General features: G+C 71.5%; 13 protein-coding genes. 8 read left to right on the top strand and 5 right to left on the bottom strand.

Annotated features, from left to right (window positions below):
- Nucleotides 1-124 precede the first annotated feature (124 nt).
- A complete protein-coding gene (locus Athai_RS23395; protein WP_239157117.1) occupies nucleotides 125-1,141 on the bottom strand; it encodes a zinc-binding dehydrogenase in 1,017 nt (338 codons plus the stop codon).
- A gap of 149 nt (nucleotides 1,142-1,290) precedes the next feature.
- Between Athai_RS23395 and Athai_RS23390 the strand changes: the two genes are divergently transcribed.
- Complete coding sequence (locus tag Athai_RS23390) at nucleotides 1,291-1,851, top strand: TetR/AcrR family transcriptional regulator (RefSeq protein ID WP_203963481.1); 561 nt, start codon at nucleotides 1,291-1,293, stop codon at nucleotides 1,849-1,851.
- Nucleotides 1,852-1,926: 75 nt separating this feature from the next.
- Here the strand turns inward: Athai_RS23390 and Athai_RS23385 are convergent, their stop codons facing one another.
- The 3 genes from Athai_RS23385 to Athai_RS23375 form a co-directional block, all read right to left on the bottom strand.
- Nucleotides 1,927-2,667, bottom strand: coding sequence for an SWIM zinc finger family protein (locus Athai_RS23385; protein ID WP_203963480.1), 741 nt, complete (start codon nucleotides 2,665-2,667; stop codon nucleotides 1,927-1,929).
- Nucleotides 2,660-6,160 carry a DEAD/DEAH box helicase gene (locus Athai_RS23380; protein WP_203963479.1) on the bottom strand — a complete coding sequence of 1,167 codons (3,501 nt, stop codon included), beginning with the start codon at nucleotides 6,158-6,160 and terminating at the stop codon, nucleotides 2,660-2,662. The genes Athai_RS23385 and Athai_RS23380 overlap by 8 nt, the downstream gene beginning before the upstream one ends.
- Nucleotides 6,161-6,491: 331 nt before the next feature.
- Nucleotides 6,492-7,709 carry an ROK family transcriptional regulator gene (locus Athai_RS23375; protein WP_203963478.1) on the bottom strand — a complete coding sequence of 406 codons (1,218 nt, stop codon included), beginning with the start codon at nucleotides 7,707-7,709 and terminating at the stop codon, nucleotides 6,492-6,494.
- Nucleotides 7,710-7,927: 218 nt separating this feature from the next.
- Here Athai_RS23375 and Athai_RS23370 point away from each other — a divergent pair, with 218 nt between their 5' ends.
- The 7 genes from Athai_RS23370 to Athai_RS23340 all read left to right on the top strand — a co-directional run bounded on the left by Athai_RS23370 (nucleotide 7,928) and on the right by Athai_RS23340 (nucleotide 18,613).
- Entirely contained in the window at nucleotides 7,928-9,262 is a 1,335-nt protein-coding gene (locus Athai_RS23370) for an extracellular solute-binding protein (protein WP_203963477.1), read from the top strand.
- Nucleotides 9,262-10,170, top strand: coding sequence for a carbohydrate ABC transporter permease (locus Athai_RS23365; protein ID WP_203963476.1), 909 nt, complete (start codon nucleotides 9,262-9,264; stop codon nucleotides 10,168-10,170). Before Athai_RS23370 ends, Athai_RS23365 begins: the two co-directional genes overlap by 1 nt.
- Nucleotides 10,170-11,012, top strand: coding sequence for a carbohydrate ABC transporter permease (locus tag Athai_RS23360; RefSeq protein ID WP_203963475.1), 843 nt, complete (start codon nucleotides 10,170-10,172; stop codon nucleotides 11,010-11,012). Before Athai_RS23365 ends, Athai_RS23360 begins: the two co-directional genes overlap by 1 nt.
- A 43-nt stretch (nucleotides 11,013-11,055) precedes the next feature.
- Nucleotides 11,056-14,049 carry an alpha-mannosidase gene (locus Athai_RS23355; RefSeq protein WP_239157116.1) on the top strand — a complete coding sequence of 998 codons (2,994 nt, stop codon included), beginning with the start codon at nucleotides 11,056-11,058 and terminating at the stop codon, nucleotides 14,047-14,049.
- Between the two features lie 61 nt (nucleotides 14,050-14,110).
- Nucleotides 14,111-15,937 carry a glycoside hydrolase family 2 protein gene (locus Athai_RS23350; RefSeq protein WP_203963474.1) on the top strand — a complete coding sequence of 609 codons (1,827 nt, stop codon included), beginning with the start codon at nucleotides 14,111-14,113 and terminating at the stop codon, nucleotides 15,935-15,937.
- The gene (locus Athai_RS23345) at nucleotides 15,934-17,283 is read left to right on the top strand and encodes a sulfatase-like hydrolase/transferase (RefSeq protein ID WP_203963473.1); all 1,350 of its coding nucleotides are present in this window, start codon (nucleotides 15,934-15,936) and stop codon (nucleotides 17,281-17,283) included. The genes Athai_RS23350 and Athai_RS23345 overlap by 4 nt, the downstream gene beginning before the upstream one ends.
- Before the next feature lie 325 nt (nucleotides 17,284-17,608).
- The gene (locus tag Athai_RS23340) at nucleotides 17,609-18,613 is read left to right on the top strand and encodes a S1 family peptidase (RefSeq protein WP_203963472.1); all 1,005 of its coding nucleotides are present in this window, start codon (nucleotides 17,609-17,611) and stop codon (nucleotides 18,611-18,613) included.
- A gap of 352 nt (nucleotides 18,614-18,965) precedes the next feature.
- Here Athai_RS23340 and Athai_RS23335 read toward each other — a convergent pair whose 3' ends face one another.
- A complete protein-coding gene (locus Athai_RS23335) occupies nucleotides 18,966-19,967 on the bottom strand; it encodes a bacteriocin fulvocin C-related protein (protein ID WP_203963471.1) in 1,002 nt (333 codons plus the stop codon).
- Between the last annotated feature and the right edge of the window lie 346 nt (nucleotides 19,968-20,313).

Here is a 20,313-nt window from a genome sequence, read left to right as displayed (position 1 = left end):
CCGATACTTTCCCGCAGACAGCGGTCGCGACACATCGGGCGGATGGTCATCGGCGGCCCGGCCGGTGCGGTGGCCGGGCTGCGCCGGTACGGGATCGTTGCCCGCGGTGCGTCCGCTGGGTGGTTCAGCGGCGACCGCGGTCCACCGGAGCCGCTGCCGGTGTGGATGCCTGTCCGGGGTGCAGGACGATCTTGCCGACGTGGCGTCGGCGGGCGAGCTGTTCCTGCGCCCGAGCCGCCTGTTGCAGGGGGAACGTCGCGGCGACGACGGGCCGGATCGCGCCGCGCCGGGCCAGCTCCATGAGCAGTGCGAAGTGGGTGCGCGTGTGCATCGCCGATCCGATGACCTGCGCGTTGTGCAGGTACAGCCGGCGCACGTCGAAGGCCACGCCGTATCCACCCAGTGCACCGGCGACCACCCACCGGCCGCCCTCCCGCATCAGCGGCAGCCCGTCGCTGAGCAGATCGCCGGCGACCACGTCGAGCACCACGTCGACGCCGTCGGGGGCGGCGGCACGAACCTGCTCGGCCACGTCCGCCGCCCGGTCGACGACGTGCCGTACCCCGGCTTCGCGCAGTACGCCGATCTTGGCGCCGCTGCTGATGGCAACCACTCGTGCTCCGCGGGCCTGGGCGAGTTGGACCAGCGCGATGCCCACACCGCCGGACGCCCCGGAGATCAGGGCGGTCTCGCCGTCGCGAAGCCGGCCGCGCTCGATCATCCCCAGTGCCGTCCCGTAGGCGGTCGGCAGTGTCGCGAGCTGGTCGTCGGTGAGTGGGGACTCCGTCACGTCATGGACCTGCTGCGCGGGCGCCGTGACGTACTCGGCGTACCCGCCGTCGCGCTCGCTGCCCATCAGGCCCACCGGGTTCGCGTCCGGCCCCTCACCCGCGTAGATCGCCGGATCGACGACCACCCGGCGCCCGACCAGGCTTCCCGGCACGCCGGGGCCGACCGCGGCAACTCGACCGGCCACGTCGGCGCCCTGGGTGCGGGGGAAGGCGATCGGCCCGCGCCAGCCGGACCGGGCGGCGGGCTCACCCGGGCGACCGTACGCGCCCTCCCGGGTCCACAGGTCCGTGTTGTTGAGGGCCACCGCGGCGACCCGCACCAGCACCTCGCCGGCCCGGGGGACCGGCACGGCCACCTCCGTCGTGCGGAGGACCTCCGGCCCGCCGTGTTCGATGATCCGCACTGCTCGCATGGTCGAGGACGCGCTCACGCCTGACCCCCTAGGTATACTGATCTGTGAACCCGAACCACGGTACACCGATCTGTGAAGGAGTGCTCGTGCAGCAGACGCCGCCGCTGACTCCGGCCGGGCGCCGCATCGTGGCCAGCGCGGAAGAACTGTTCTACGAGCGCGGCATCACCGCCGTCGGGGTGGACCTGATCGCCGAGCACTCCGGCGTGACCAAACGAACCCTCTACAACCAGTTCGGTTCGAAGGACCGGCTGGTGGCCGCCTACCTGGCCCAACGCGACCGGCGCTGGCGAGACCTGGTCCGCGCCGCCGTCGCGGCCTGCGAGGATCCCGTCGAGGCCGTCACCGCCCCCTTCGAAGCGCTGCGCACCTGGACCCGGACCAGCGCCCGGGGCTGCGCGTTCATCAACGCGATGGCCGAACTCCCGGATCCGGCCCACCCCGCATACCGGATCGCCGAGGACGAGAAGCTCTGGCTGCTGAACCTGTTCGAGGAACTCGCCACCGAAGCCGGCTGCCCGGCCCCCGCCACCCTGGCCACCCGGCTGCTGGTGCTGCACGAGGGTGCCCTTGCCACGCAGCCGCTCCCCACCGAAACCCTGCAGCAGGCAACGGAGTTGGCACGCGCCCTGGTCCGCTCCCCGTGACCGCCGCTGCACGAGAAGCCCTTCGCCGACACTGGTCCGGCCGCGGGGTCGCTGGACGACGCCCGGCGCCGACAGCTACCAGGAGGTGAGGGTGTCGTACAGCGGCTGCAGCAGCTCCGTGAGGTTCCGGCGGCCGATGACGATGTCCGGGGTGTCGAGGTGGCGCGGCGCCGGATCCGGATCCTGCGGCGGGTGGTCCTCCGGCCAGGCCAGCTGTTCGGGATGCTCGCCCAGCCAGTAGGTGCGCGGGGAACGGGTCAGCGGGACCGGCGTGCGGGTCGGCTCCCGCTCCGCCGGCGCCGCGCCGGCCGCAGGCTGGTCCGCGGTCAGCGCCTGTAGTCGCCGGCGCAACCGCTCGTACCGCCGGCCACGCCAGAGCAGCATCAGCAGCGGGTCGTCGTCGAACGAGCGCGCCACCTCGTGCAGCACGGCGATCAGGTGCCGGCACGGCACCGACCACTGTGGACAGGAGCATTCCAGCTCCAGTTCGGGGCGCTCTGGCAGCAGCGCCAGGCCGACCGCGTCCACGATGGACTCGACGTGGTGCGGCACGCTGCCGGCCAGCAGCTGTGGGCCGGCCGTGGCGTCGGCGGCCAGCGCCCGCTCCACGCGTTTCCACTGCACCGGAGTGAAGACGGGAATCTCCACCAGCACCTGGTACGGCCGCGGGTGCGAGCCGTGCACCTCGGCCGCCACCGATCCGGCGGTCAGGTGCAGTGCCGCCACCCGGTCCGGCCCGTCGGGCGGTCCGGCCAACCCGGCTCGGTCGAGGAACCGGCCGGACCAGTGGCCGGCTCCACCGTTGCCGCTACTCACCGATCGCCTCCGCGGACAACGTGACCAGCTCGCGCAGCTGCTCGGTGGACAGGTCGGTCAGCCAGCCGTCGTCGGCGCCGACCGCCGCGCGGGCGAGCGCCCGCTTGCCGTCGATCAGCGCGTCGATGCGCTCCTCGACGGTGCCGGCGCAGACCAGCTTCCGGACCTGCACGTTCCTGCGCTGCCCGATGCGGAACGCCCGGTCGCTCGCCTGTTCCTCCACGGCCGGGTTCCACCAGCGATCCACGTGGATGACGTGGTTGGCGGCGGTGAGGTTCAACCCGGTGCCGCCTGCCTTGACCGACAGCAGCAGTACCGATGGGCCGTCCGGTCGCTGGAACCGTTCGACGATCTCCTGCCGGCGGGGCGCCGGGGTACCGCCGTGCAGGTACAGCACGTCGTCGGGCAGTCGGCTGAGCAGATGCCGCTGCAACAGCGTGCCGAACCGGGCGTACTGGGTGAACACCAGCGCGCGCTCGTCGTTGGCCAGCACGGTGCGCAGGATCTCCTCCAGCCGCGCCAGCTTGCCGGAACGACCCGCGAACGCCGAGCCGTCCTGCAGGAAGTGCGCCGGATGGTTGCAGATCTGTTTGAGCCGGGTCAGCGTGGACAGCACCAGACCCCGGCGCCGGATGCCCTTCGTGCCGCGCATCCGGGCCAGCATGTCGTCCACCACCGCCTGGTACAGCGTCGCCTGCTCGGCGGTGAGCGTGCAGGACACCGTCATCTCCACCTTCGCCGGCAGCTCGGCGGCGACGGCCGGCTCGGCCTTGAGTCGGCGCAGCACGAACGGTGCGATCCGGCGCCGGAACGCCGCCGCGGCCTGCTCGTTGCCGAACCGTTCGATCGGGATGGCGTAGCGTTCCCGGAACGCGGCCCGGGAACCGAACAGGCCGGGGTTGGCGAAATCCAGGATGGCGTGCAGGTCGGTGAGCCGGTTCTCCACCGGCGTACCGGTCAGCGCGATCCGGTGCCGCGCCGGCAGGCCGCGGATCGCGGCCGACTGCCGGGTGGCCGCGTTCTTGATGTACTGCGCCTCGTCGAGCACGATCCGCCGCCAGTCGACCGTGCGCAGCAGCCGCGCGTCGCGCTGGGCGATGCCGTACGTGGTGATCACCAGATCGGAGGCGCGGGCCGTGGCGGCCAGCTCGGCGCCGTCCAACCGCTGCCCGCCGTGGTGCACGTGCACCACGAGATCCGGGGCGAACCGGGCCGCCTCCCGCTGCCAGTTGCCCACCAGCGACATCGGGCAGACCAGCAGGGTGGGCTCGCTTGCGCCGGCATCGGCCGCGGCCCGCTGCGCTTCGACGTGGTCAGTGTGCTCGCCGGTCGCGGCTGCCGCCCGCTCCGCGGCCAGCAGCGCGAGGACCTGAACCGTCTTACCCAGCCCCATGTCGTCGGCCAGCACCGCGCCGACCCCCAGCCGCGACATCAGTGCCAACCAGGACACCCCGCGCCGCTGGTAGGGCCGCAGCGAGGCCCGGAAGCTCGCCGGCACCGCCACCTGCTCGTCGGCGCCGGCCGAGGTGTCCGACTGCTCGTCCGGACCGGCCAGGGCGGCGGTGTGCTGGTTGACGCCGGTCAGCGCGGCGGCGTGCTCGTCCGCGCCGGCCAAGACGACGGCGAGGGCGCCGTCGGTGTCGACACCGGTCACCGGCAACCCGGCCACCTCGGCGTCCGGTTCGACCGCCAGCCGCAGCACCTCACCGCTGGCCATGGTGCCGCTGCCGGCGCGCGCCAGGAAGGCCGCGGCGGCGGCGATCTGCTCCGGGTCGGCCGCCAGCCACTGCCCGTGCAGCCGCACCAGCGGCGTCTTCGCGGCGGCCAGCATCCGCAGCTCGTCCTCGGACAGCGGGGTACCGCCGATCGCCACCTGCCAGCGGAACCCGACGACCGCGTCACGGTCCAGCAGTCGCGACTGCCCCTCGCTCGGCTGCTGCGCGCGGGTGGTCAGGCTCAGCCCCAACCGCTGCGGTTGCCGCCACCAGGCCGGCAACAACACCCCGAACCCGGCCGTGGCCAGCCGCGGCGCGACCTCACGCAGGAACGCGTGCGCACCGGTACGGTCCAGCGTCACCACGCCGCGCGGCGCCGGCCACGACACGTCGCGCAGCACCGGGTAGTGCTGGGCGGCCCGCGCGAGTTCGGCCAGCAGCACCTCCTGCGGCCGGTGCACGTGCCGGCGCAGCGCCCGCAGGCCCGGACCCGCCGACCAGACCTCGTCCGCCTGCACCAGCAGCGAAGGCTCGTCGACGGCCTGCACCAGCACGTCGAGCCGCCAGTCCTCCCGGGTCGTCGACCCCGACGGGTCGTCCGGGTCCAGACCGACCGGCTCGGCCAGCCGGAAGCACAGCCGCAGCGGCCCGCCCGCCGACGCACCCGACCGGCGCCAGCCCGCGAGCGCCTGCCGCAGCGCCGCCAGCTCGTCCGGGTCGGCGCCGTCGATGCGCCCATCGGCCGAGACGAGCGCCCGCAACCAGACCTCGCCGGTACCGTCGGTTGCGCTACGACCCCGCCCGCCGTCACTCGAGCGAGCGCCGCCCCGACCGGCGCTGCCCCGTCCGGCGCCGCTCGGGGGACCGTCGCCGGTACCGCCTTGCCCAGTGCCGTCGGGTCCGGCGCTGTCGAGCCGGGTACCGCCCTGCTCGACGGCGTCGGGCGCGGCGCTGGCTGGTGCGGTACCGCCGCGTCCGGCACTGGCAGGGACCGGCCGTGGCTGGTCTCGCAGGGCGGCGCGGACCTCGCGGTCGACCAGGCAGTTCAGCATGTCGGTGAGCAGCTCGGCCGGTGCCCGCCCGTCCGGCTGCGCCGCCGCCCATTCGGCGCGGCAGACAGGCGGGCAGCTGGCCGTGAGCCGGCGGATCTCGGACCAGATCACCGCGTCGGCGACCGGCTCCCAGCGGGCGGCCGGTGCCGCGTCCTCGGTCCGTACGGTCGGCAGGACTCGACCGCGGCCGGCGACCCGCCACGCCAGATCGTGCACCAGGATCAGCCACAGCAGCGAGGTACCGCAGGGCAGCTCGACCGGGGTGCCTGGCGGCGACTCGGTGGGCAGGACCGCCGAGCCCGGCGCGGACAGCTCACCGAGAAGCTGGGCCGCCTCGGCCGGGTCGAACAGCAACGCCGGCACCCCGAACCGGACCAGCCCCCGCTCCGGCGGTCCGGCCGCCGGTGCACCCGCGCCCAGCGTGCTCAGCTCCGGAGACGGCACCGGCTCCCCACCGCACACCGGCATCTGCAGGGTCACCTGCCCGTACCGCGCCCGGCCCGTGAGCCATTCCAGCCCGGGGCCGACGGCGGAGAGCAGCTCGGCCAGCGCTGGCGCCGGGCAGGCGTAGGGATGCGGCGGCAGCGCCACCCGCGCCGGGTCGTCCGCCGCCGCGGACCCGAGCAGCCGGGCGTCCTCTGCTGCGGACCGGCCGAGCAGCCGGGCGTCCTCCGCCCACAGCGCCAGGCGGCGGTCCAGCGTCCACAGGCCGTGCAACGCGAGCACCCGCCGCCCCCTCCCTCGGTCGAGCCCGTGTGAAGGTCTCCGCCACGCCGACCGGCCCCTGGGCCGGCGGCCACGAGACCGGCCGCGGGCGGGCCCCAACCCTACCGAGCCCCACCGACATCACCCGATGGGCGAGAACGTGCCCACCACTGCGCTGCTGCGCGGCAGCGCACCGATCGCCCGGCTCGCCCCGACCGGGCATCGACCGCGCATCCGTGGGACCGCACCGCACCGCCGCGGGTTTTGGGACACCGGCGCGCGGTTGGTCGAAGGCCCCCCGCGCCCCGCCCGCGGGCAACGGTGTTATTCGGCCGCGACTACGCCGGCTCTGCTAACCGACCATCAGCGCCGAGTGCCGGGGCGCGAGGAAGTGGTCCATGATGAGTTCCGCCGCGCCTTGGGCCGCCACGTGTTCCCCGACGGCCGAGCCCTGAACGACGAGACCGTCGTGGGTGGCCACCAGCTCCTGCGTGACGAGCCGCGGCAGCACGGGCAGGAACGTTTCGCTCAGCCGGTTCCAGAGCGGACCGCCGACGATGACCCTCGGCACGTCCAGGAGGTTCACCAGTACCCCCAACCCGACAGCGACCCCGCGCGCCGCGCGGGCCAGGATGCGGGCGGCGCCACCGTGGCCCGACGAGGCGAGGGTGCACAGCTCGGTACAGGAGTCGTCGATCGCCAGGTAGTCGTTGAGGTCGGGCAGCGGCAGCAGGCCCAGCCGGGCGGCCTGGATGACGAGCGCCTCGGGGACGCACGCCGCGGCGAGCCCGCCGCGCCGGGAGAAGCCGTCGAGGGGTTCCGCGTTCGGATCGACGATGATGTCGCCGATTTCGCCGATGTTGTTCGTCGTACCGCGCAGGACCTGGTTGTCGGCGACGACGGCCGCGCCGACCCCCGAACCGAGGTAGAGGAAGACGAAGTCGGTCGCGGTACCGCGTGACGACCGCAGCTCGGCGGTGGCCGCGGCCGTCACGTCCTTGTCCAGCAGTACTGGCAGGTTCGTCGCTTCGTGCAGGTCGGAGCGCAGCTGGACGTTGCGCCAGTTGGGCAGCTGCGGCGGGTCGAGGACGACGCCGGCCTGGACGTCGAGGGGTCCGGGCGCGGCCAGTCCGAGCCCGAGGACGCGATCCCGATCCACGCCGGCACGCCGCACGAGGGATGCGGCCTGGTCTGCCAGCAGCGTCGTGACCTCCGTCGGGTTGGTCGCCTGGGGCGTTCGCAGTTGCTGCTTGCGGCGCACCTTGCCGCTGAGGTCGAGCAGCACGATGGTCAGGCGTGCCGGATCGATGTGCACCCCGACCGAGAACGCGCCGTCGGGGTTGACGGTGAGCGGGATGCTCGGCCGGCCGCGCGCTCCGGCGCCGGGGGAGCTTTCCCGGATCAGGCGATCGTCGATCAACCGTCGGGTGATGTTCGAGATCGTCTGGGAACTCAACCCCGACGCGCGTTGCACGCCGGCGCGGCTGACGCCGGGCGTGCTGCGGATCGCGTCCAGCACGACGGCCTGGTTGAAGTCGGCGAGCTGGAGCTGGTTGCTTCCTCGGTGCACGGCTGGTTCCTCCGGCCGGAGCGCGGCTTTCATCAAGCCGATCGATAAATTGACCACCGGGGCAGTGGCCAGAAACGACGGTGCGGCTGTCCCGCTAGGTCCGTACTACCTGCTGTCTTGTTGGGTCGAACGGTTGCTTTCGGCTGGTGAGTGTGCCTAGCATGGCCGCCATCTTATCCCCATCCGTTGGAAAAATGAGGGCGCGGAGAGGTGGCACCATGCGCAGTCGTGTCGTGGCCGCTGTGGCGGCGGCCGTGATTGCGGGCAGCGGGCTCAGCGCGTGCTCGTCGGGTTCGGACAGCGGCAGCGGAACGATCACGCTGCTCGAATACCAGCAGGCTCGCGCGGATGTCGCCAAGAAGCTCATCCCCAAGTTCGAAGCCGCGATGGCGGCGAAGGGCAAGCACGTCAAGGTCAAGCTGGTCACCGACCAGCTCACCGACGCGCAGTTCAAGACCAAGATCACCCAGGAGTTCCACTCGGGTACCGCCCCCGACGTGATCGACACCGGCGGCAACCAGATGACGGGTCTGGCGGGAGCAGGCTACCTGCTGGAACTCGACGACTACCTGAACAAGTGGTCCGGCTGGTCGAGCTACTACCCGTCCGCCAAGGCGCCGGCCAAACAGTCGGACGGCCACTACTACTCCCTTCCGCACGAAGCCAGTGTGCAGAGCATCTTCTACCGCAAGGACGTCCTGCAGAAGCTGGGCGTCTCGACCGCCCAGCCCACGACCTGGGCCGAGCTGATCGCGCGGCTGAAGTCGGTCACGGCCAAGACGGGCAAGCCGTCGATCGTGATTCCGGGCGGCACCGCGTGGGGCGACGGGTCCTGGAGCGAGGGCTTCCTGCCCATCGTCGGCGGTACCGGCAGCACGTTCTACGACAAGAGCAGCGGCAAGTGGAAGCTGAACAGCGCCGGACTCACCGCCACGTTCAACCTCTACTACGAGCTGAAGAAGGACGGCCTGCTCCCCGTCCAGGACCTGCTCAACCCCAACCCCTGGGAGCCGACGAAGTACGTCGCGTTCAAGAAGGGGACGCTGCCGGTGTCGGCGCAGGGCACGTGGGGCTGGCGGTACGACTGGGGCCCGGACGGGGCCGCGCCGATCGCCGGCGTGCAGGACAAGGTCGCGACCTGGAACTATCCGGCGCTGGTGTCGGGCACCAAGCCGTACTCGATCAGCGGTGGTGGCTTCGCCTACGGGGTGAACGCGAAGTCGGCGAACGCCGATGCCGCGGTCGCACTCAGCGAGTGGCTCAGTTCCGGCACGGCACTCGCCCAGCAGCTCACCACGACCGGTGCGGCCTCACCGCGCTCCGGGATCTCCGGCCTGGCACCCTACAAGAACGAGCCAACGCTGCTGGACGCCGAGCACAAGCTCAAGACCAGCATCCTGCCGCCGCAGGGTGACGGCTCCGACCAGGTCTCGCAGGCCGTACAGCGCGCGACCGAGAGCATCCTCGACGGCAAGGCCAACGGTACGCAGGCAGCCGCGTCGTTCGCGAAGAACGCCGCCGACCTGCTCGGGCCGGACCTGGTAGCCAAGTGATGACCGCTCGTTCGTCGATCGCGAGCCAGGGCCGAGGGCACCGGCCGCGCGGCCTACTGCCGCTGCTGCTGGGTCCGTCGGTCCTGCTCATCGCGGTCTTCGTCATCGCGCCGGCCGGCTACAGCGTGTACCTGAGCCTCACCAACACGCGGTTGCTCGGGTTCGGCGCCCGGGACCCGAAGTTCGTGGGCCTGGAGAACTTCCGGTACCTGCTGGGGTCGGGCGACTTCCTGGAATCGTTGGGGCATACCGGTGTCTTCGTGCTCGGCTCCGCGATCGTCGGCCAGACCGTACTGGGCATGGCGGCCGCGCTGCTGCTGGGCCGAAAGTGGATGCGCGGCAAGGGGCTGTTCGGCGCCGCCGTACTGCTGCCGATGGTCGTTCCGGAGGTCGTGGCGTCCCTGACGTGGGCCAGCGTGCTCTCGCAACGCGGCGACGGCACCCTGAACCGCATGCTCGGGCTGGTCGGTGAGGGGCCGGTGGCGGCGCTGCAGTCGGCGCCGATGCTCTGCCTCGTGATCGTCAACATCTGGCGCGGCATCGCCTTCGCCATGATCATGTTCCAGGCGGCGCTGGAGGACATCCCCAACGAGCTGATCGAGGCGGCTCGCATCGACGGCGCGAGCGCTCCCCAGGTGTTCCGGCACATCACCCTGCCGCTCATTCGCGGTCCGGTCTTCCTCTACCTGCTGCTGACCACCATCACCACCGTCGGCGTGTTCGGCCTGGTCTACTTCCTCACCCAGGGCGGCCCTGGTACGTCGACGCAGCTGACGTCGATCTACATCTACCAGCGGGCGTTCGAGTACTCCCAGATCGGGCTCGGCAGCGCCGCGTCGGTCATCCTGCTCGCGATCCTGCTCATCCTGGGCCTGACCTACGTGCGTCTCGCGAAGGTCGACGTCTGATGGCCGCGGCACGGCCGGGGTTGCCGGCGATGACGGTGGTACGGCGCACGCTGCAGTACACGTTGATCGCGCTGATCGCGCTCTTCTGCCTGGTGCCGTTCGCCTGGGTGGTGTTGAGCGGGGTGGACGCCGACGCCGGGCCGACGGTCAAGGCCCCGTCGTTCACACTGGACAACTTCGCCCGCTTCTTCACCAGTGCCGACACACCACGGCTGCTGGTGAACAGCCTCGTCATCTCGGTGGGGGCGACGGCTCTCAACCTGGCGTGCGGCATCTTCGGCGGGTACGCGTTGGCGCGCTTCCGGTTCCGCGGTCGCAAGATCTTCATGTTCGCGATCCTGCTGATCCGGGTGATCCCGGCGCCGGCGACGATCGTGGCGCTCTACCTGATGATGACCAAGATGCACCTGGACAACAGCTACCTGGGCCTGATCCTGGTGGAGGCCGCCGCGGCGCTGCCGGTGACGCTCTGGCTGTTGAAGGGAACCATCGACGGGATCCCGTTCGAACTCGAGGAGGCCGCCTGGATGGACGGCACCTCGCGGCTCGGCGCGATCCGCACGGTCGTCCTTCCGCTGGCCGGCCCCGGCCTGGGCGCGGCCTCGATGCTGACGTTCATGGCGGTGTGGGGCGACTTCCTCGCCCCGCTGGTGTTGCTCCAGTCGCCCGAGCTGTACCCGTTGTCGATCGGGCTGTTCCGCTCCTTCAGCGCGTTCAACCAGGTGGACTGGGGCGTCCTCGCGGCCAGCGCGGTGATCTACATGGTGCCGCCGGCCGTCCTCTACGTCGTGCTGCGGCGGTACCTGCTGCGGTCCAGCCTCGGCGGTGCGCTCAAGGGCTGACCCAGCACGACACGACAACTCACCCACCGGGGGAAACAACACTGTGGTCGACGACTTCAACCCGAACGGCCGGACCCGACACGACGCTGTCGCGCTCGCGATGCTGCGCGTACGGCGGTTCACCAGGTTTCGCATCACGCCTGCGGTCTACCGTGACCCGCGCCCGGTACGGATCGGCGCGTGGCCAGTCGGCGGCGAGCCGGTACCGTTCGCGGATGCCGTCAGGCACTCGTTCGAGCCGTTCGAGCTCGGCCGGGAGTGGGGGCGGCCGTGGGACACGGTGTGGTTCGACGTGCGAGGTGAGGTGCCCGCGGACTGGGCGCCGGGTGCGGCCGAGCTCGTGGTTGATCTCGGCTTCACCGGCGACCAGCCCGGTTTCCAGGCCGAGGCGACCGTCTACCGGCCGGACGGTACGGTCGTCAAGGGGATCGAGCCGCTCAACAACTGGGTACCGCTGCCCGAGCCGGGGCCGTTCCGCCTGCTGGTCGAGGCCGCCGCGAACCCGGTCATCCAGGTGCCCTACGAGTACGAGCCGACGCACCTGGGTGACCGGGCCACCGCGGGCGAGACACCGCGCTACCGGCTCGCCGAGATGACCGTGGCGCGGCGCGACCCGATGGTGTGGAACCTGCTTCAGGACATCGTGACCCTCGACGGTCTGGTCGACGTGCTGCCGCCCGACGGCGCCCGCCGCGCCGAGATCGTGCACGCCCTGGAACGCATGGTCGACGCGATGGACCCCGACGACATCCCCGGCACCGCGCAGATCGGGCGCCGGGCACTGGCACCCGCCCTCGCCGGCAACGCCGCCAGCAGTTCCCTGATCGTGTCCGCGGTCGGCCACGCGCACATCGACTGCGCCTGGCTGTGGCCGGTACGAGAAACCGTGCGGAAGGTCGCGCGTACCTTCGCCAACGTCCTCGACCTCATCGATCGCGACCCGGACTTCGTCTTCGCCGCATCCTCGGCCCAGCAGTACGCCTGGCTCAAGGACAGCCAGCCCGAGCTGTTCGAGCGGGTCCGGGCGGCGGTGGCGGCCGGGCGCATCCGGCCGGTCGGCGGCATGTGGGTCGAGTCGGACACCAACATGCCCGGGGGAGAGGCGCTGGCACGGCAGTTCGTGCTCGGGAAGCGGTTCTTCGCCGAGGAGTTCGGTGTCGAGACCGACGAGGTGTGGCTGCCGGACTCGTTCGGCTACACGGCCGCCATGCCGCAGATCGCGCGGGCGGCCGGCGCCCGCTACTTCCTCACCCAGAAGCCGTCGTGGAACGAGATCAACGCGATGCCGCACTCGAGTTTCCTGTGGGAGGGCATCGACGGGTCCCGGTTGTTCACCCACTTCCCGCCGGCCGAGACGTACAACTCCGACCTCGGCGCGCACGACCTCGACCGCGGCGAGCGGCTGTTTCGGGAGAAGGGCGCGGCCCGACACGTGCTCGGGCTGTTCGGCTGGGGCGACGGCGGCGGTGGGCCGACCCGCGAGATGCTGGCGGTCGCGGAACGCAAGCGGGACCTCGACGGGTCGCCCCGGGTACGCCTCGGCGACCCGAACAGCTTCTTCCGCAGCGCCGAGGCGGAGTTGCCCGCGCCGCCGGTCTGGGTGGGCGAGATGTATCTGGAGCTGCACCGCGGCACGCTCACCTCGCAGCACCGTGGCAAGCATGGCAACCGGCACAGCGAGGCGCTGCTGCGCGAGGCGGAACTGTGGGCGACCACCGCCGCCGTGCTGCGCGGCACGCCCTACCCGTACGACGCGCTGGAGGCGGCGTGGCGGGTGGTGCTGCTGCAGCAGTTCCACGACATCCTGCCGGGGACGTCGATCGCCTGGGTGCACCAGGAGGCCGAGCGAAACTACGAGCGCGTCGCCGCCGACCTGACCGCGCTGATCGACGCCCGCCTGGCAGCGCTCGGCGGGGGCGGGACTACACCGATCGCCGCGAACGCCGGGCCCTACTCCCGTACCGGGGTGCCCGGCATGGGCATCGGGCCGGTGACACCGCCCGCGACCGTACGGCCCCGGCGCGACGGCGACCGGATCGTCCTGGAGGACCCGCTGCTGCGCGTCGAGGTCGGGCGGCACGGTGCGCTCGCGTCCGTCGTGGACCGGGTGGCCGACCGTGAGCTGCTGCCCGCCGCGACCCTGGGCGGCGTGCTGCAACTGCTGCGCGACACGCCACGCGAGTGGGACGCCTGGGACATCAACGAGGAGGACCAGCGCAGCGGGCGCGACCTTCTCGATCCCGTCGCGGTCGACCTCGTCGACGACGCGGTGCTGGTACGTCACGAGGTGGGCGCCACGACCATCGAGGTCACGGTGCGGCTCGTGGACGGCGTCGTCGAGTACGGTTTCCGGATCGACTGGCACGAGTCTCAGAAGCTGCTCAAGCTGGCTTTCCCGCTGGACGTCCGGGCCGACCGGGCGACCTCGGAGATCCAGTTCGGGCACCTGCACCGACCGATCCACCAGAACACGTCGTGGGACACCGCGCGCTTCGAGACCGTCGCGCACCGATGGATCCAGGTCGGCGAGCCCGGCTACGGCGTCGCGATCGCCAACGACGTGGTGTACGGCCACGACGTCCGCAACGCCCACGCACCCGACGGCCGGCCGATGACCACCGTGCGGCTCTCGCTGCTGCGGGCACCTCGATACCCGGACCCGTCGGCCGACCAGGGCAGCCACGAGTTCACCGTCAGCCTCCGCCCCGGCGGGGTCGCCGAAGCGATCACCGACGGGTACGCACGACACCTGCCACCACGACCGACCACGGGCACACCGGTGGCGCCACTGATCGAGGTGAGCAACCCGGCGGTCGTGGTCGAAAGCGTCAAGCTGGCCGAGGACCGCTGCGGTGATGTCGTCGTGCGTCTCTACGAGGCGCATGGCAACCGATCTTCGGCGATGGTGCGGACCTCGTTCGGCTGGGACCGGCTGACGACCACCGACCTGCTCGAACGGCCCGTCGCAAGCGACGCGGTCCGCGCCACGACGCCCGGGCCGCGGTCGACCTGCTGCTGCGCCCCTTCGAACTGGTGACCCTGCGATTCCACGACCCGAGGGCATGATGACCCGCCCGAACACGGAGAGCAGCCCGCCGATGGACGACGCATCGCAGCCGCGCCAGGAGTACCCGCGCCCCCAGTTCCGGCGCGACCGGTGGCTGAACCTCAACGGACGCTGGGGCTTCGAGATCGACCACGGAGACAGCGGGGTCGAGCGCGGCATGGTCGACCGGCCACTGTCCGGGGAGATCCTGGTACCCTTCGCGCCCGAGACGACGCTGTCTGGCGTCTCGGAGCTGGACTTCATGCGTGCCGTCTGGTACCGGCGGACGATCACGGTGCCGGCCGCGTGGGCCGGCAGCCGGATACTGCTGCACTTCGGCGCGGTCGATCACGACGCCACGGTGTGGGTCGGCGGTAGCGAGGTCGGCCGGCACCGCGGCGGGTTCAGCAGCTTCAGCCTGGACATCACCGACGCCGCACCCGCCGGTACCGAGGTGCCGCTGGTGGTCCGCGCCCGCGACGATCCGGACGCCTGGCAGGCGCGCGGCAAGCAGTCCCGCGACTACGCTCCCCGGGCCGGGAAGTACTGGCGCACCACGGGAATCTGGCAGACGGTCTGGCTGGAACCCGTACCGCAGACCGCGATACGCCGCCCGCGCATCACGCCCAACGTGGCCGGCCACTCGTTCGACGTGGTGGTACCGCTGTCGGGCAACCTGGCCGGCGGGGTCGTCCGGGTCATCGCGTCCGACGACGCGGGAGAGGTCGCGAGCGCGGAGGTCCGTGCCGACCTGGACCTCGCGCCCCGCGCCGCCCTCGTACTGCCGGCCGACCGGGTACGGCTGTGGGCTCCCGGCGACCCGTACCTGTACGGTCTTCGTATCGAGCTGCGGGACTCGGGCGGGCGAGTGGTGGACGAGATCGAGTCGTACGCGGGGCTGCGCGGGGTCGCCATCACCGGCAAACAGGTCCGGCTCAACGGCGAGGTCGTCTTCCAGCGGCTCGTCCTCGACCAGGGCTACTACCCGGACAGCCTGATGACGGCGCCGAGCGACGCCGCCCTCGTCCGCGACATCGAGCTGTCGCTCGCCGCCGGCTTCAACGGGGCACGCCTGCACCAGAAGGTGTTCGAGGAACGCTTCCTCTACCATGCCGACCGGCTCGGCTACCTGGTGTGGGGCGAGTTCGGCGACTGGGGCTGCAACACCGACCAGGGGCAGACCACCAACCAGCAACCCGACGCCGCCTACGTCCAGGAGTGGCTCGAGGTGTTGGAGCGCGACCACTCGCACCCGTCGATCATCGGGTGGTGCCCGATGAACGAGACGTGGCAGCAGTACGGCGACCGCATCACCGCGCTGGACGACGTGATGCGCGGGATGTTCCTGGCGACCAAGGCGTTCGACACCTCGCGCCCGGTGCTGGACACCTCGGGGTACGCCCATCGCATCGCCGAGTCCGACGTCTACGACAGCCACGACTACGAGCAGGATCCGCGGCGCTTCGCCGCGAACCACGCTGGTCTGGCCGCCGGCGACCCGTACCTGAACCGCTCGGACGACACCGGCGATCCGTGGTCGATCCCGTACCGGGGGCAGCCGTTCTTCGTCAGCGAGTTCGGCGGGATCTGGTGGAATCCCGCGGCCCGCGGCCGTGCCCAGTCGATGAGCGAGTCGTGGGGGTACGGCGACCGGGTACGTAGCGTCGAGGAGTTTCACGCGCGGTTCGAGGGCCTGGTGGCCGCGCTGCTCAACGACCCGGACATGTTCGGATACTGCTACACCCAGCTCACCGACGTCTTCCAGGAGCAGAACGGCATCTTCGCCTTCGACCGTACGAGCAAGTTCGACGTGGCGCGGATCCGGGCTGCCCAGGCGCGACCGGCCGCCATCGAGCGCGCGGCAGGACCGACACCATGAACGACACACCGTCGGAGAACGACATGCCCGATGCGGCACGACCCAACGTCCTGGTTCTGTACGCCGATGATCTCGGGCGCGGTGACGTCGGCTGTTTCGGCGCCGACGACATCCCGACACCCCACCTGGACCGCCTGTGCGCGTCCGGTGTCCGGCTGTCCCAGTGGTACTCCAACTCGCCGGTCTGCTCGCCGTCTCGCGCCGCCCTGCTGACCGGTCGCTACCCCGCGCACGCCGGTGTCGAGACCATCCTGGGCGGCACCCGCCGAACCCCGGGCCTGCCCCGGCAGGAGACGCTGGCCACCCAGCTTCGTCGCCGCGGGTACCGGACAGGGATCTTCGGCAAGTGGCATCTCGGGGTCGCACCCGAGTACAGTCCCGCGCACTTCGGGTTCGACGAGAGCTTCGGCTTCCGCGCGGGCTGCGTCGACTACTACTCGCACATCTACTACTGGGGCGACCACAACCCGGTACACGACCTCTGGGATGGCGACCAGGAGGTGTGGCTCAACGGTGACTACCTGACCACCGTCATCGGCGAGCGGGCGTCGCGGTTCGTCGCCCGCGACGTCGAGCGTCCCTTCTTCTGCTACGTGCCGTTCAACGCACCGCACTACCCGCTGCACGCCCCGCCCGAATACCTGGAACGGTTCCGGCACCTCGCCGACGGCCGCCACACCATGGCGGCCATGATCTCGGCGATGGACGACGCGATCGGGCAGATACTCGACACCCTCGACCGGTGCGGCCTGCGCGAGAACACGCTCGTCTTCTTCTCCTCGGACAACGGCCCGTCGGCCGAGAGCCGCAACTGGCTCGACGGCGAGGAGGTCTCCTACACCGGCGGCTCGACCGGCGGCCTCCGCGGTACGAAGGGTTCGGTGTTCGAGGGTGGCATTCGGGTGCCGTCGATCCTCTCCTGGCCGCGCGGGCTACCCGCGGGCGTCGACCATGGTGGCGTTGGCCTGATGATGGACGTACTCCCGACGGTGCTCGACGCGGTCGACGGTGCGCCAGCGGACCTGGCCGGCGTGGACGGCCGCTCGCAGCTCGCCCGGCTCCGGCGGCCGACCGGCACTCCCGACGAGCGCGCCGTCTGCTGGGCGCACGACGGTCAGTGGGCGGTGCGCCGTGGCCGCTACAAGCGTGTCCACGACGCGCAGGAAGGGATGACGCCGCCGGCTGCCGTGCATCGCGCCCTGTTCGACCTGGTCGAGGACAGCGCGGAGACCACCGATGTCGCCGGAGATTTCCCCGGTGTGGCGGACGAGCTGGATCGCGAGCTGGCCGCCTTCCAGGCACAGCACGCGGCCTGGCACGGCGCGGGGAACCGAACGGCCCGGTAGAACCTACGCGTCGGACGTGTCGCTGCCCGGAGTCGAGCGAGGCGCGTGACCGGTGGACGCGTGCTGCTGGTAGCGCGGCAGCGGAGCGCCCGCGCGGTCGGCCGGTTCGCCGTCGCGCATTCGCCGCGTCGTGCACGTGGCGCGGAAGCCGCCGATCCACATTGCGTGCGGTCGGTGCCGGGCAGCGCCGCGGGCCACGGAGACCGGCGACGGGTCGGTGCTGCCGCGGTGGCGGGATCCTGCCAAGGCCTTTCTGAGTTATTTGCGCGTGTCTATACTTTTGTCCGTTTGCTCCGTCTGATCCCCTCCAGTAAAGGAGCTCTCCATGCATCGCAGACTCGCCGGCCTCGCGATCCTCGGCGTCGGTGTGCTGGCCGCCGCCGGCATCGGCAGCACCCCGGCACAGGCCGCCCCACCGCTGTCCGCCGCCGTCCAGGCCGCGGCCGTACCGCAGGCCAACACGGTCGCGCACCGCCTCGGCAGCCGCAGCGGCGGCGTCTACCTGGACCGGAACGGTCATGCAGTGGTCACCGTGACCTCTGCCGCCGCCGCCCGCACGGTACGGGCGGCCGGGCTGCGCAGCCGAGTCGTGCACTACAGCGCGGCGTCGCTGACCAGTACCAAGAACCGCCTCGACCGGCTCGCCGGGGTACCCGACACCGCCTGGGGCATCGACACGGCACGCAACCAGGTCGTCGTCACGATCTCCGACTCGGCACCGAAGGCGGGCGCGGCTCGGGTACTGGCCGCCGCCCGCCGCTACGGCAGCGAGGTACGCGTCGAGCACAGCACCGGCCACTTCAGCACCTACGTACGCGGCGGCGACGCGATCCAGAACGACCAGGCGCGCTGCTCCGACGGGTTCAACGTACGGCGCAACGGCCGGTTGATGGTGCTCACCGCCGGGCACTGCACCAACCTGGGCGGCACCTGGTACCCGATGGGAGGGCAGGTCGTGGCGAGCTACTCGCCCGGGGCGGACGAGGGGTTGATCGACAACCCCAGCGGCAGCGGCCCCAGCCAGGTCAACACCGGCCAGACGATCAGCTACATCGGTCAGCCGACCCAGGGTGAGTACGTCGTCAAGAGCGGCTCGACCACCGGCGTGACCAGCGGCAGCATCGAAGCCGTGGACCAGACGGTCAACTTCGACGTCGGCGTGATCTACCACCTGTTCGCCACCAACGTGTACTCCGACCACGGTGACAGCGGCGGCCCCGGCTACAACGGGTCGACCGCCCTCGGCACGTTGACCGGCGGCGACACGCAGACCACGTTCTTCTACCCGGCGTGGCGCGAGTTCAACGACTACGGCCTCACCCTGCCGTAACCGTGCACCCGAGTGCCTCCCGGCGCCGTCCCCGGCAGCCGGGAGGCACTCCCATGCGTGCGCCCCGGACGCAGCTGGGCTCAGCGGCGCCGCGGTCGAGCAGCCTGGCAGCGCGAGTTGTCGCGCTACCAGATCGGCACCGCCTACCAGATCGGCACCGCCTGCTACGTCGGTCGGCTGTCCGAAGGCCGGCGTCGCCGGACGCCGACCTTCGGATGCCGGGCAGGCACTGGCCCGGCAGCTACCTGCAGCGGCAGCGAGCCCGTGCCCGCAGGTCGGCTACGCTCTCCGGGTCGCCGTCCAGGCGGGGTGTGGCCATCGGCGGGCCGCAGTCAGGTGCGGCCGGGGCGGTTCACTCGCCGCAGAGGCCGTTGCACTCGTTGAGCCACAGGTCCCCGCAGCCGCTGGAACTGCAGACGCAGGGCCCGTAACAGAGATCGTCGCACCCGGTGATGGCCTCGCAGTTGGTGTCGCAGTCTGGTCCGACCGGCTCACACCACAGATCGACCGACGGTTTCGCGGCATCGCCGGCAGCCGCACGGCTCTCGCCGGCGAGCGCCGGTACGGGGCCCTGCTCGCCGGTCGGCTGCGCGGCCTGCTGCGGACCGAGGGTGCCCAGCAGGGCCCGGGCCTCCTCAGCGCCGAACGCGGTGACCGCCGCCGTCGCCAACTCGCGCAGGTCGTCGCGACCCCGACCGGTCGTGAGAACTCGCGGTGCCAACCGCTCGACGTCGTCGATCACGCGTACCTGCGCGCGCGACAGCCTCGGATGGGTCTGCCGGTAGTGCGCGAAGTGCTCGCTCCAGAGCGTGACGCGCGCCGCCGGGGGCAGCACGTTGAACATCGCCCTGCGGTACGCCATCGGGTAGGCGGTGAACTCCCGGTAGGCGGTGGGCAGCCGGCCGGCGTTGGCGCGGGCCCATTTCGCCGCCGCACCGTTGTTGGACCGGGTGGCGGCCATCGCCGGCGCGGCGAGGCCACCGGAGACCACGAACGCTCCGAGACCCAGCAGCGGCACCGCCTTGAGTAGCTTGCGGCGACTGGGATGCCGCACGATGTCGGCGCGATTGAGAGCTCGGACGACTCGCGCCGAGTCGACCATGCCGAGCAGCCGGACGAGGCGCAGCGACAACGCCGGCCCGGTCCAGGCATGGACGTCGTCACCGTCGACCGCGAGCAGGGTGGGCGCCCACGGCGCGTCCTCGCCGAGGGCCTGTTGCCGCCAGCGGCGGATCCGCGGCTCGGTCAGGCCGGCGGTGTCGAGCTTGCCGTTCGTGCTGGCGCGCACCCGATCCACCACGTCGGTGCATGATCGGCAGCCCGCGTCGAAGGCCAGGATCCAGCTGGTAGTCACGGTTTCCCCATTCTGCAGGCGACGCCGGCCGGTCTCGTGGCCGGCAGGCGACGCGGTGGGTTCGGTACTCACGTCCCGTGCGCACCATGGCGGTTCGCAGAGTCATGAGTACGTCACTGAAAATCACAGAGCAGGGGAAGTCTGTCAAGCTTGCCCGGGTTGGTTCGCAAATTTCCGGATCGTTGCCCAGCTCCTCGGCGCCGTCGCCGTCGACGGCGCGGCGCAAGAGCCGCCGGTCCGAGGCCATCTCCGAGGTATCCGGGTGGCCGGCGCAGCCGCCGACCCGGGGCCATCTCCGAGGTATCCGGGTGGCCGGCGCAGCCGCCGACCCGGGGCCATCTCCGAG

It is taken from the genome of Actinocatenispora thailandica (assembly GCF_016865425.1).
GTDB lineage: Bacteria > Actinomycetota > Actinomycetes > Mycobacteriales > Micromonosporaceae > Actinocatenispora > Actinocatenispora thailandica.
Note: the sequence above shows the minus strand (reverse complement) of the source record. Positions and strands in the feature narration are given on the sequence as shown.

Coding starts and splice junctions, on each gene's coding strand:
- Athai_RS23370 (WP_203963477.1), top strand. CDS start 7,928: ATGCGCAGTCGTGTCGTGGCCGCTGTGGCGGCGGCCGTGATTGCGGGC.
- Athai_RS23345 (WP_203963473.1), top strand. CDS start 15,934: ATGAACGACACACCGTCGGAGAACGACATGCCCGATGCGGCACGACCC.
- Athai_RS23340 (WP_203963472.1), top strand. CDS start 17,609: ATGCATCGCAGACTCGCCGGCCTCGCGATCCTCGGCGTCGGTGTGCTG.
- Athai_RS23365 (WP_203963476.1), top strand. CDS start 9,262: ATGACCGCTCGTTCGTCGATCGCGAGCCAGGGCCGAGGGCACCGGCCG.
- Athai_RS23360 (WP_203963475.1), top strand. CDS start 10,170: ATGGCCGCGGCACGGCCGGGGTTGCCGGCGATGACGGTGGTACGGCGC.
- Athai_RS23350 (WP_203963474.1), top strand. CDS start 14,111: ATGGACGACGCATCGCAGCCGCGCCAGGAGTACCCGCGCCCCCAGTTC.